Below are 12321 nucleotides of genomic sequence, written 5' to 3'. Positions count from 1 at the left end.
TGATGTGGCGTGTGGTGCGCGTGCGGCCGACGGGGGTGAAGCGTTACAGGAGGGCTCCTGAGGCGAAGCGCAGGACGAGTTGGGGGGCTCCGGACAGGGCGATGCCCAGGACGGCGGCGAGCGCGATGGCGGCGGCCAGGGGTGTCGGGATCTTGGGGCGGTGCTCGGTGGCGGGCCGCACGGCAGGAAGCTGCCCGGGAGCGCCAGGGGTCTGCCCGGGAGCGCCAGGGGTCTGCCCGGCAGTGGCCGTCTCTGCGGCACCGGCCGCCGGGCGGAAGAGGAGCGCCGTCCACTGGAGGTAGTAGTACAGCGCGATCACCACGTTGACGGCCATGACGACGGCGAGCCAGGCCAGCCCGGCGTCCACGGCCGCCGAGAAGACCGTGACCTTGGCGAACAGCCCGATCACGCCCGGCGGCAGACCCGCCAGGCACAGCAGGAAGAAGCCGAGGGCGAGCGCGGTCAGGGGGCGGCGCGCGGACAGGCCGCGGTAGTCCTCCAGGCGGTTGAGCGGGCTCGTACGGGCCACGAGGGCGGCCACGGCGAAGGCGCCGAGGTTCACGGCCGCGTACATCAGGGCGTAGGCGACGGTGGAGCCGATGGCGTGTGCCGGGTTCCCGGCGTACCCGGCGGCGGCGATCGGGACCAAGAGGTAGCCGGCCTGCGCCACGGAGGACCAGGCCAGCAGGCGTACGGCGCTGTGCGCGCGGCCGGGGCGCTGGCGCAGCGCGGCAACGTTGCCCGCGGTCATGGTGAGCGCGGCCAGGACCGCCAGGGCGGGGCCCCAGATGTGCGCGTAGGAGGGGAAGCCCTGGACCGTGACGAGGATCAGGCCGGAGAAGCCGGCGGCCTTGCCGACCACGGACAGGTAGGCGGCGACGGGCAGCGGCGCGCCCACGTAGGTGTCCGGTACCCAGAAGTGGAAGGGCACGGCGGCGGTCTTGAAGGCGAAGCCGACCAGGGTCAGGGCGACGCCCGCGGAGGCGAGGGTGGCCAGTTGGGGGTCGGGCAGGCGGGTGAGGGCGTGCGCCACCTGGGAGAGGTGGAGGCTGCCGGTGGCCGCGTACACGAAGCTGACGCCCAGCAGCATGACCGCGGTGGCGGCCACGGAGGAGAGGAAGAATTTCAGGGCCGCCTCGGAGGAGAGCCGGTTTTCCCGCTTGATCCCTACGAGCGCGAAGGCGGGCAGCGAGGCGACCTCCAGGGCGATGACGAGGGTCGCCAGGTCGCGGGAGGCGGGCAGCAGCGCGGCGCCGGCCGCCGAGGAGAGCAGCAGGAACCAGAACTCCCCTGTGGGCAGCCGGTGGTCCTTGATGGGGTCGATGGACAGCAGGGCGGTCAGCAGGGCACCCCCGAGCACCAGGAACTGCACGATCAGGGCGAAATGGTCGGCGGTGTAACTGCAGACCTCGGGTTTCGCGGTGAGGCAGAACGTACGGCGGTCCCCGGACAGGAGTGGGAGGAGGCTGAGCGCGGCGAGGGCCAGGCCGGCCGTCGCGACCACGCCCAGCAGGGGTTTCCTGGCCTCGGGGAGGAAGAGGTCGGCGACCAGGACGGCGAGCGCGACGACGGCGGTGATGGTGGGCGGGGCGATGGCGAGCCAGTCGACGGACTGGACCAGGGAACCGGTCGTACTCATCACTTACCGCCTCCGAGGAGCTGCTGGACGGCCGGGTCGGTGAGGCCGAGGAGGGCCGCGGGCCACAGGCCGGCGAGGACGGTGAGGGCGGCGAGGGGGGACCAGGCCGCGTATTCGTACGGGGCGATGTCGGGGATGGTGAGGGCCGACGCGGCTGCGGGGTGCCTCGGGGCCGCTGCGGGTTCCTTCGGGGGCGATGCGGGTCCCTGCGGGGCCGCTGCGGGTTCCTCCGCGCCCGCCGGTTCCTGCGGGGGCGTGCTGCCCATGCAGACGCGCCGTACGACGACCAGCAGGTACGCGGCGGTCAGCAGGGTGCCCAGGCCCGCCAGGGCCATGAACGTCAGGAAGGCGGGGCGGCTGAGTCCCGCCGCGGGCCGGAACGCTCCGAACATGGTGAGCATCTCGCCCCAGAATCCGGCGAGTCCGGGCAGGCCGAGCGAGGCGACGGCCCCGAAGGCCAGCAGGCCGCCGAGCCGCGGCGCCCTGCCGTACAGGGCCGCGCCGGTGCCGGCCGTGCCGCCCGCGAGCTGGTCGAGGTCGCTGGTGCCGTAACGGTCCTTGAGCGCGCCGACCAGGAAGAAGAGCAGTCCGGTGATCAGGCCATGGGCGATGTTGGCGAAGAGGGCGCCGTTGACGCCGGTGGGGGTCATCGTCGCGATGCCGAGCAGGACGAAGCCCATGTGGCCGACGGAGCTGTACGCGATCAGGCGCTTGAGGTCGCCCTTGGCGCCCCTGCGGGCCAGGGCCAGGCAGGCGAGCGATCCGTAGACGATGCCCACGGCGGCGAAGGCCGCGAGGTAGGGCGCGAAGGTGTGCATGCCGTCGGGCGCGAGGGGCAGCGCGATGCGTACGAATCCGTACGTGCCCATCTTCAGCAGGACGCCGGCCAGCAGCACGGAGCCGACGGTGGGGGCGGCGGTGTGGGCGTCGGGCAGCCAACTGTGCAGCGGCCACATCGGGGCCTTGACGGCGAGTCCGATGCCGACGGCGAGCACCGCCAGAAGCTGAATCGTGTGGCTGAGCTGGGATTTCGGGCCGTTGTCAGTGGCGAGTGCCACCATGTCGAAGGTGCCGGATTTCAAGCCGATGAGGAGGAGGCCGAGCAGCATCACGACGGAGCCGAGCAGCGTGTAGAGGATGAACTTCCAGGCGGCCCGCTCGCGTTGGGCGCCACCCCAGCGGGCGATGAGGAAGTACATCGGGATGAGGACCATCTCGAAGGCGAGGAAGAAGAGCACGAGGTCCAGGACGGCGAAGGTGGCGAGGGTGCCGGATTCCAGGACGAGCAGCAGGGCGACGAATGCCCTGGGGGACGGGCCCTTGGGCATGTGGAAGCAACTGTAGAGCGCGCAGAGGAAGGTCAGCAGCGCGGTCAGGACGAGAAGGGGGAGCGAGATGCCGTCGATGCCGAGATGGATGCGGATGTCCAGCGCCGGGATCCAACTGATGTCGGTGGTGGCCTGCATCCTGGCCGGGTGGTCGTGGTCGAAACCGGCGGCCAGGGTGATGGCCGCGGCCAGGACGACTGCGGTGAGGACGGCGCCCAGGCGCAGCACCGTACGGCCGGAGTCAGGACGGGGCTCGCGGCCGGAGCCACGGTCGGGGTCGTGGCCGGGCGCGGGGCGGGCCGGGAAGAGGGCCGCGACCGCGCCCAGGAGGGGGAGGACGACGATGCCCGCGAGGAGCAGTTGCATAGCGGTGTGATTCACGGGTCAGGCCCTCCTGCGGGGTTCGGCTCCGGCGAGCCAGGCCACGAGGGGTGTCGGCTGGTGGTGCGGGGCGCTTTCCCCGGGCGTGTACGGCGGGTACGGCGTGGGGTGTGCGGACGGCGGGTGCGGCGTGCGCTGCGTGTACGGCGGCGGGTACGGCACGGTCAGGCTCCCGTGGCCGTGGAGAGGAGGACGGCTGCGACGGCCAGGACGAGCGAGCCGGCGAGCAGTGCGCCGAGGTAGGTCTGGACGTTCCCGGTCTGTGCGCGCCTGACGGCCGCGCCCAGCCAGCGGGGGGCGGTGGCCGCGCCACGGACGTAGGTCTCGACGACCTCGCGGTCCAGGAAGCGGACGAGCCCGGCAGCGGCGCGTACGGGCCGTACGAACAGCGCGCTGTAGAGGGCGTCGAGGTGGAAGCCGGTGGCCGCGTGGCGGTGCAGCGGGCCGAGGAGGAGGCGGCCCGGGTCCGCGGGGTCGGGGGCGTCGGCGTTGTCGCCGTAGGCCGCGGGGCGTGTGGCGATGGCCTGTTCCTCGGAGACCGCGGGGGCGGCGTCCGGGGTGACGGCGACCGCGCCGATGGGGGTACGGGCGGCGAGCGCGGTGGTGTGCCGCCAGGCCCCGTACGTGATCAGGATGCCGACGAGGGCGAGTCCGGTGCCCAGGACGGAGGTGGTGGCGGTCGGGGTGAGGGAGCGGCCGTCGAACCAGTCGGGGAGGAAGGGGGTGGCCAGGCCGAGCGCGGCGGTGGGGACGAACAGGACCCACAGCACGGCGTTCATGACCAGCGGCTGCCTGCCGTGGTCGGGGGCGGGTCCGGCGCCCTTGCCGCGGAAGGCGAGCAGCCACAGCCGGGTCGCGTAGGCGGCGGTGAGGAGGGCGGTGAGCAGGCCGGCGATCAGGACGGTCCAGCCGGCGGCGCCGGGGACGCCGTGCCCGTCACCGGTGGCGGCGTGCTCGGCGGCACCCAGGACGGCTTCCTTGGAGAAGAAGCCGGCGAACGGCGGGACGGCGGCGAGCGCGAGGAGCGCGACCGTCATCGTCCAGAAGGCGTCGGGGATGCGCCGGGCCAGGCCGGTCATACGGGACATCGCGGCGAGCGAGTTGGTGCCGGCGGCGTGGATGATCACGCCGGCGCCGAGGAAGAGGAGGGCCTTGAAGGCACCGTGCGACAGGAGGTGGAAGACGGCGGCACCGCGGTCGCCGACGGCCAGCGCGCCGGTCATGTAGCCGAGCTGGCCGACCGTCGAATAGGCCAGGACGCGCTTGATGTCGTCCTGGGCCAGTGCGGCGAGGGCGGAGCCGAGCATGGTCACGGCGGCCATGACGGCGAGGACGACCAGGGCCGCCGCGGAGGCGGCGAAGACGGGGAGGAGCCGGGCGACGAAGTAGACACCGGCCGCGACCATCGTGGCGGCGTGGATGAGGGCCGAGACCGGGGTCGGGCCGGCCATCGCGTCGGGGAGCCAGGTGTGCAGCGGGAACTGCGCGGACTTGCCCGCGACGCCGGCCAGCAGCAGGAGCGCGACGAGAGTGGGGTGGTCCAGGCCGCCGGTGGCGACGGCCTTCAGGATGCCGGTGATACGGAAGGTTCCGGCGTCGGCGGCCAGCGCGAAGATGCCGAACAGGAAGGGGACGTCGCCGAGCTTGGTGACCAGGAACGCCTTGAGGGAGGCGGCGCGCGCGGCTTCGGTCTCCCAGTAGTGGCCGACCAGGAAGTACGAGCAGATGCCCATGATCTCCCAGCCGACCAGCAGCACCATCAGATCGCCGGAGTAGACGACCAGCAGCATCGCGGAGGTGAACAGGGACACCAGGGCGGCGTAGGAGGGGTAGCGCGGGTCGGTGCGCAGATAGCCGGTGGAGTAGATCTGCACACAGCAGGCCACGACGCCGACGAGTACGGCGGCCAGGGCGGCGAAGCCGTCCAGGTGCAGGGCCAGTTCGACCGGTACCGAGCCGGTCGGGGTGAGCTGGGTGGCGGCGTCGATCGCCGGACCGCCGCCCTGCGCGACGGCCACGACGACGGCAAGGGCGGTCGCGGCCAGCGTCGGCAGTACGGCCAGCGGGCGTACGAAGCCGGGTGCGCGGCGGCCGAGGAAGAGGCCCGCGGCGGCCCCGAGGAAGGGCAGCAGGGGGACGAGGAGGGCGGTGGTCGTGGTCGTCACGCGGCGGCCTCCGCCTGCTGGTCGCGCTGGTGCCCCGGGCCGGTTCCCGGCCGGGCGTCGTTCGTGCCGTCGGTGTCGTCAATACTGCCGGGACCCCCGGGGCCGCTGGTGCTGTCGGCCGTGGCTTCGGACAGGTCACGGAGCCTGTCGACGTCGGAGGTGCCGCGGTTGCGGTGGACGAGCAGGACGATCGCCAGACCGATGCCGATCTCGGCGGCGGCCACGGCGATGGTGAACAGGGTCAGCGCCTGGCCCGCGTGGAGCTTGTCGCGCAGCCAGACGTCGAAGGCGACGAGGTTGAGGTTGACGGCGTTGAGCATCAGCTCGACGGACATCAGGACCAGGATCGCGTTGCGGCGGGCGAGGACGCCGTACAGGCCGACGCAGAAGAGGAGGACGGCGAGAACGGCGGGGTAGGCGAGGTGCATCAGCGCGGGTCCTCTCCGGTCCGGCGGAGCGCGTCACGGGCCGGACCCCCGCCGGCGCCACCGGCGCGGGCGGGGCGGCGGGGCCTGTCGGGGCGGCCGTCCGGGGCGCGTCGGGTGCGGCCCGGCGGGACGCCGCCTTGCCGTGGGCCGTGCCGCGGCCGTCGCCGGTGCCGTGTTTGCGGGACAGGACGATCGCGCCGACGAGGGCGGCGAGCAGCAATACGGACAGCGCCTCGAAGGGGAGCACCCAGTGCTGGAAGAGGCTGCGGCCGGACACCTCGGAGGAGCCCTGGACGGCGCCGTCCAGGTTGATCCATGTCGTACGGAACGCGTCGGCGACGACCCACACCAGGGCTGCGGCGGAGGCCAGGGCCACGGCGAGGGCGGCCCAGCGGTTGCCCGAATCGGCGTCCGGGGAGCGGCCGATGGGCGCCTTGGTGAGCATCAGCCCGAACAGGATGAGGACGACGACGGAACCGACGTAGATCAGCACCTGCACCCAGGCGATGAATTCGGCGGTCAGCAGCAGGTACTCGACGGCGATGCCGCCGAGCGCCACGACCAGCCACAGGGCGGCGTGCACGAGCTGCTTGGTGGTGACGGTGACGACGGCGGCGCCCAAGGTGACGATGCCGACGAGCAGGAAGGCGATCTCGACACCGGTGGGCGAAAGGAAGCCGTGGCTGTGGCTTGCTGCTGCTGTTGCGGCGGCGGCGAGCGTCACGCTTCCTCCTCGGGGGGCTGGGGTGCGGTCTGCTGCGGTGAGGATGGTGGTGTGGGCTGGGCTTCGGGTTGCCCGCTGGCTGCCTGTCCGGGTGTTTGCCCGGTGGCTTGTCCGGTGGCTTGTCCGGCGGGCAGCTCGGCGGCCTGTCCGGCCGCCAGTTCGGCTGCTTCCTGGGCGGCGAGTTTGTCCGCGGCCTTGCGGGCGGCGGCGATCTCCTTGGGCTCCTCGGCCGACGGGTCCAGGGCGGGCGGCTCGGGCACCGTCCACATCCACTCGCGCAGCTTGTCGCGCTCGTGGGTCAGATCGTGGATGTCGGTCTCCGCGTACTCGAACTCCGGGGACCAGAAGAGCGCGTCGAAAGGACACACCTCGATGCAGATCCCGCAGTACATGCACAGCGCGAAATCGATGGCGAAACGGTCCAGGACGTTACGGCTGCGCTCGCGGCCCCCGGGGGCGGCGGGCGGCACCGTCTCCTTGTGGGAGTCGATGTAGATGCACCAGTCCGGGCACTCGCGCGCGCACAGCATGCAGACCGTGCAGTTCTCCTCGAACAGCCCGATGACGCCACGGGTGCGTGGCGCCAGGTCGGGCTGGACGTCCGGGTACTGCTCGGTGACCGAGCGCTTCGTCATCGTACGAAGGGTGACGGCCAGGCCCTTGGCGAGTCCGCTTCCGGGGATGCCCATTACGAGATCACCACCTTGACGACGCCGGTGAGGGCGATCTGGGCGAGAGCGAGCGGGATCAGAACCGTCCAGGCCAGCTTCTGGAGCTGGTCCTCACGCAGCCGCGGGTAGCTGACCCGCAGCCAGATGACGCCGAAGGCGAGGACGGCCGTCTTCAGGAGCATCCACAGCCAGCCGAGGCCGTCGGCGCCGAAGGGACCGTGCCAGCCGCCCAGGAAGAGGACCGAGGTCAGGGCGCACAGGACGACGATTCCGGCGTACTCGGCGAGCAGGAAGAGCGCGAAGCGCAGGCCGGTGTACTCGGTGTACGCACCGAAGATGATCTCGGAGTCGGCGACCGGCATGTCGAACGGCGGTCGCTGGAGTTCGGCGAGCCCGGCCGTGAAGAAGACCAGCCCGCCGACGATCTGCCACGGCACCCACCACCAGTGGAAGGCGTCCAGGATGCCGGGCAGGGAGAGGGTGCCGGCGGCCATCGCGACGGAGGCCGCGGTGAGCAGCATCGGCAGCTCGTACGCCATGAGCTGCGCGGCCGTACGCAGACCGCCCAGCAGCGAGAACTTGTTGGCCGAGGCCCAGCCCGCCATGAGGGAGCCGAGGACACCGACGCCCATCACGGCGAGCACGAAGAAGATGCCCGCGTCCAGGGCCTGGCCCACGGCGTTGTGCGGGCCGATCGGGATGGCGACCAGGACCAGCAGGTACGGGAGCAGCGCCACGGCCGGGGCGAGCTGGAAGATCCGGCGGTCGGCACCGGCCGGAACGATGTCTTCCTTCTGCGCGAACTTCACACCGTCGGCGACGAGCTGGGCCCAGCCGTGGAAGCCACCGGCGTACATGGGGCCGAGACGGCCCTGCATATGGGCCATGACCTTGTGCTCGGTCTGGCCGATGACCAGCGGGAAGACCAGGAAGACGACGAAGACGGCGATCAGGCGCAGGGCGATGTCCAGTGCGTCGCTCATGAGGTCTTCTCGCCTCCTGTCTTCGGGGCGTCGGGGGGCTGCGGGGCGTCTTTGGTGGCTTGGGCGTCTTCGGTGGCTTTGGTGGCTTCCGGCTTCGGGGCGGCGGCCGACTTCGGGGCGTCGGGTTCGGTGGCCCGGTCGGTCGTCTTTTCCGTGGTCTCCGTGGTCTTCGGGCTCTCCGGGCTCTCCGTGGAGTCCTCGAAGGCCGGCCGGGCGTGGTGCCAAGGAGCGTCCGAAGCGCGCCGGCTGGGCGCGTCAGGAGCCGAAGGCGACTGCTCGGCCTCGGCCGCAGCCGCGGCGCGCTGGCTGGCAGAGCCCTGACTCACACTGCGGGTCCGGCGCGCGGGACGTACCGGACGCTCCGACGCTTCGGCTCCCGTTCCTGTTCCAGTTCCAGCTCCGGTTCCGGTCCCGCCCCCGGCTTCGGCTCCGGTCGTGGCCCGCTGGCTCGCGGATCCCGCACCCGCCGTACGCGTACGCCGTACGGGCCGGTCGCCCGCCCCCGCGGCACCGGCACCGGCACCCGCACCCGCACCCGCCGCACGCGCTCCACGGGCCGGACGGGCCGGTGCCGGCGGAAGCTGTCCCTTCATCGGACCCCAGTCGTTCGGGTCCGGAACGCCCGGCGGCAGCATCTGACGGCGCTTCGGCCCACCGTGCTCGGATTCACCGGGCTCCTTCGCCCCCGGCCACGCCTTGGCGACCCGCGCCGCCAGTACGAAGTCCTTGCGCAGCGGGTGGCCCTCGAAGTTCTCGGGAAGCAGCAGCGGTACGAGGTGGGGGTGGCCGGTGAAGTCCACGCCGAACATCTCGTGCGTCTCGCGCTCGTGCCAGGCCGCGCCCGCGTAGACCCCGACGGCGGTGGGCAGTGCGGCAGCCTCGTACGGAACGGTCGTACGGACGAGGAGACGCCGCACCGACGCCCCGGCCGCCGCCGGGCCGGAACCCGTACCGACGCCGGCCTCCGTGCCGGAGTCCGCGCCCGGCCGCGAGAGGGCGGCGACGTGCGCGCAGACCCGGAAGCCGGTGCCGGGCTCGTCGACCGCGCTGAGCCAGTCGAAGTAGGTGCAGCCGAGTTCGTCCCGGGCCACGGTCAGGGCCTCGATCCAGGCGTCGGCCGGGACGTCGACGGTGAGCAGGCCGTACGCGTCCTCGGCGGTCGCACCGGTGCCGAAGAGCTCGGAGGCGGCGCGTGGCAGCCAGCCGACGGGCGGTGCCTGCGGCGGTTCGTCCGGGGTGGCCGCGTCCTGGGGCTGTTCGGTCACTGGTCGGGCGCTCCCTTCGGATCCGTGAGGCCGGCGGGCTCCGGCTGCCCGGTGGACTCCGGCTGTCCCGTGGATTCCGGCCGCCCGTTGGCGGGCGAGGGCGGCGGAGGGGGCGTCACCAGCCCGCTGCGCAGCGCCCCGACACTGCTTCTGCCACTGCTGCCGCGGCCGTTGCCGCTGTTGTCACCGTTGTCACTGTTACCGGCGCCGTTGCTGGTGCTGGTGTTGGTGTTGGTGTTGTTGCCGTAGCGCTCCCCCAGCGACTCCCGGGCGATCTTCTCCTGGAGCTTGAGGATGCCCTGGAGGAGGGCTTCGGGCCGGGGCGGACAGCCCGGTACGTAGACATCGACCGGAATGATCTGGTCGACGCCCTTGGTGACCGCGTACGAGTCCCAGTACGGGCCGCCGCAGTTGGAGCAGGCGCCGAAGGAGATCACGTACTTCGGCTCGGGCATCTGCTCGTACAGGCGCTTGACGGCAGGGGCCATCTTGTCCGTGACCGTGCCGGAGACGATCATCAGGTCGGCCTGGCGCGGGCCGGGCGCGAAGGGGATGACGCCGAGCCGGATGAAGTCGTGGCGCGCCATGGAGGCGGCGATGAATTCGATGGCGCAGCAGGCCAGCCCGAAGTTGAAGACCCACAGGCTGTAGCGGCGGCCCCAGTTCAGGACCACCTTCATCGGCTCGGGCGCCAGCCGGGCGAGCGTGCCCAGGCGCCGGGGCTCGGGAAGGTCCGTCCTCGTACTCGCGTCCGTTGCGTTCATCTGCGTTCCGCTGGTCGCGTTCGTCCTTTGCGTCGCGTTCGTCGGCTGTGCCGCGTTCGAGGCGGTGCGCGTCACGTCCATTCCAGGACGCCCTTCTTCCATGCGTAGAGCAGGCCGATGGCGAGGAAGCCGAGGAAGACGAACATCTCCACCAGCGTGACACCGCCGAAGCCGGGGGCGGCGAAGATCGTGGCCCAGGGGAACAGGAAGATCGAGTCGACGGCGAAGACGACGTACAAGAAGGCGTAGACGTAGTAGCGGACCTGGGTGTGCGCCCAGCCCTCGCCGACCGGGTCCACTCCGCACTCATAGGTGAGCAGCTTCTCGGGCGTGGGCACCACGGGCCGCAGCAGTCGCCCGGCACCGAAGGCCACGGCGACGAAGAGCACACCGATCACGGCGATGAGCCCGACGACCGAGTAGCCCTGGAAGTAGTCCGCGGCGCTGATGGTGCGTACGGTCGCGTCCGGCACGTCCGCCCCTCGCTCCCTGACTGTTCGCGTTGACTGCTCGCGCGTTGACTGCTCGCGTTCAACGACGGTTCAACGACTTCGACGATCTGTACCCACGGGAGTCTAGGCCCTGCCCCGGCCACAGCGAGCAGTCGTGTCACGCCACGGCCAAGGATGTCCCGGCTTCGCCCCTTGCGTGGGGAGGGCGCGCAGGTACGCCCGCAGGGAAGGCACGGACGGCATACGGGAAGGGCGCGGACGCCACACGGCGGACGGGCGGGTCATGCGATTCGTACGGTTATGCGGCCGGCTGTGCAGTCGGTTATGCGGCCGGTCATGTGCGGCCGGCGGTGCAGTCTTATGAGCCCGCGTCACCCGCCGCCGTACGCTGCCGGCCCGGCTCACGCGAGACCGCCCGGTCCATCACCTCGGCCGCGATCCGCGCCGCCGCCGTCAGCGTCCGCTCGCCCAGCAGCTCCGTACGGATCGCGCCGCCGGCCGCCAGATGGCGGTCGTACGGCAGCGAGAGCACCGCCGCGCCGCCGACCCCCAGATGGGCCACGGCATCACGTATGCCGACGGCCGTGTCGGGGGACGCCTGGGTGACCACGACCACCGTCGTCGGCAGCATGCTCCGGTGCAGTCCGCCCATCCACTCCAGCACCGACCGGGTGGACGCCACGCCCTCGGCGGTCGCCGGGGCGACCAGCACCCGGGCCTGCGTGGTGACCAGCGCGGCACGTGCCACCTCGGCGGGCAGCGTCTCGCAGTCCACGACCGTGGTCGCGAAGTAGCGCCGCAGGGACGTCATCACGATGCGGTACGTGTCGATGTCCAGCCGGGTGCCGATGGCGCCCTGGCTTCCGGGCAGCAGCCAGCCGCCGCCGGCGAAGGGCAGCAGATACCCGGTCAGATCGGTGATCAGCATGGACGGGTCGACGATCTGCGCCAGATCGCTGCTCGACCAGCGCACCTCCCGTACGCCGAGCCGGTGCGGCAGTGTGCCCAGCGCCGGGTCCGCCTCCAGGGCGAGCACGGGGTCGGCGCGGTAGTGCGCGTATGTGAGGGCAAGAAGGGCGGCGACGGTGGACTTGCCCGCGCCGCCACGGATGCTGGACACGGCGATCTGCCGGCCGGTGGCGACCGGCTGCTGAATGGCGTACGCGGCCCGTGTCACGGCGTCCGTGTCGGCCGCCGCGGACGAGGCGAACATCCGGCGCAGCGCCCGGCCGGCGCGCCGCGCGACGGGGTCGCCGTGCCGGGGCTTGGGCTGCACGGCGGTCAGTTCGGGCGGCAGCAGCGGTACGGAGACGGGGGTGCGCGCGGGCAGGCGCGGCCTGCCGTAGCGGCCTCGCGCGGGTGGGGCGGGTGGGGCGGGTGGGGTGGGTGCAGTGGAGACAGTGGGGGCAGTGGGGGCAGCCGCCGGGGCGGGGGTTGGGGCTACAGGTGAGGCCGGGGACGGGACGGCCGGAGCGGGGGCCGGGGCCGACGCGGGCGCGTAGTCAGGCCGGGGCGGGTACG

At 72.2% G+C, this 12321-nt stretch carries 10 protein-coding genes and 1 pseudogene; all 11 read right to left on the bottom strand.

Annotated features, from left to right (window positions below; genetic code table 11):
* Positions 1–43: 43 nt before the first annotated feature.
* A complete protein-coding gene (locus KGS77_RS19330; RefSeq protein WP_242583565.1) occupies positions 44–1639 on the bottom strand; it encodes an NADH-quinone oxidoreductase subunit N in 1596 nt (531 codons plus the stop codon).
* A complete protein-coding gene (locus KGS77_RS19325; protein ID WP_242587564.1) occupies positions 1639–3333 on the bottom strand; it encodes an NADH-quinone oxidoreductase subunit M in 1695 nt (564 codons plus the stop codon). Before KGS77_RS19325 ends, KGS77_RS19330 begins: the two co-directional genes overlap by 1 nt.
* Positions 3334–3512: 179 nt before the next feature.
* The gene (locus tag KGS77_RS19320) at positions 3513–5513 is read right to left on the bottom strand and encodes an NADH-quinone oxidoreductase subunit L (RefSeq protein WP_242583564.1); all 2001 of its coding nucleotides are present in this window, start codon (positions 5511–5513) and stop codon (positions 3513–3515) included.
* Positions 5510–5941, bottom strand: a complete 432-nt coding sequence (gene nuoK, locus KGS77_RS19315) for an NADH-quinone oxidoreductase subunit NuoK (RefSeq protein WP_242583563.1) — start codon at positions 5939–5941, stop codon at positions 5510–5512. Before nuoK ends, KGS77_RS19320 begins: the two co-directional genes overlap by 4 nt.
* Before the next feature lie 175 nt (positions 5942–6116).
* Positions 6117–6665: pseudogene (locus KGS77_RS19310) on the bottom strand (NADH-quinone oxidoreductase subunit J); the annotation flags it as partial.
* On the bottom strand, positions 6662–7354 hold the full coding sequence (locus KGS77_RS19305) for an NADH-quinone oxidoreductase subunit I (RefSeq protein WP_242583562.1): 693 nt from the start codon (positions 7352–7354) through the stop codon (positions 6662–6664). The gene KGS77_RS19305 and the pseudogene KGS77_RS19310, both read right to left, overlap by 4 nt.
* The gene (locus KGS77_RS19300) at positions 7354–8319 is read right to left on the bottom strand and encodes a complex I subunit 1 family protein (protein ID WP_242583561.1); all 966 of its coding nucleotides are present in this window, start codon (positions 8317–8319) and stop codon (positions 7354–7356) included. The genes KGS77_RS19305 and KGS77_RS19300 overlap by 1 nt, the downstream gene beginning before the upstream one ends.
* Entirely contained in the window at positions 8316–9584 is a 1269-nt protein-coding gene (locus KGS77_RS19295; protein WP_242583560.1) for an NADH-quinone oxidoreductase subunit C, read from the bottom strand. The genes KGS77_RS19300 and KGS77_RS19295 overlap by 4 nt, the downstream gene beginning before the upstream one ends.
* Positions 9581–10348 carry an NADH-quinone oxidoreductase subunit B gene (locus KGS77_RS19290; RefSeq protein ID WP_242583559.1) on the bottom strand — a complete coding sequence of 256 codons (768 nt, stop codon included), beginning with the start codon at positions 10346–10348 and terminating at the stop codon, positions 9581–9583. Before KGS77_RS19290 ends, KGS77_RS19295 begins: the two co-directional genes overlap by 4 nt.
* Before the next feature lie 71 nt (positions 10349–10419).
* Positions 10420–10821, bottom strand: a complete 402-nt coding sequence (locus tag KGS77_RS19285; RefSeq protein ID WP_242583558.1) for an NADH-quinone oxidoreductase subunit A — start codon at positions 10819–10821, stop codon at positions 10420–10422.
* 337 nt (positions 10822–11158) lie between these two features.
* Positions 11159–12076 (bottom strand): hypothetical protein, encoded by a 918-nt coding sequence (locus tag KGS77_RS19280; protein WP_242583557.1) that lies wholly within the window; start codon positions 12074–12076, stop codon positions 11159–11161.
* Positions 12077–12321 lie beyond the last annotated feature (245 nt).

Source organism: Streptomyces sp. MST-110588, from assembly GCF_022695595.1.
Lineage (GTDB): Bacteria > Actinomycetota > Actinomycetes > Streptomycetales > Streptomycetaceae > Streptomyces.
The sequence above is the reverse complement of the archived record's forward strand: the minus strand, read 5'-3'. Positions and strand labels throughout refer to the sequence as shown.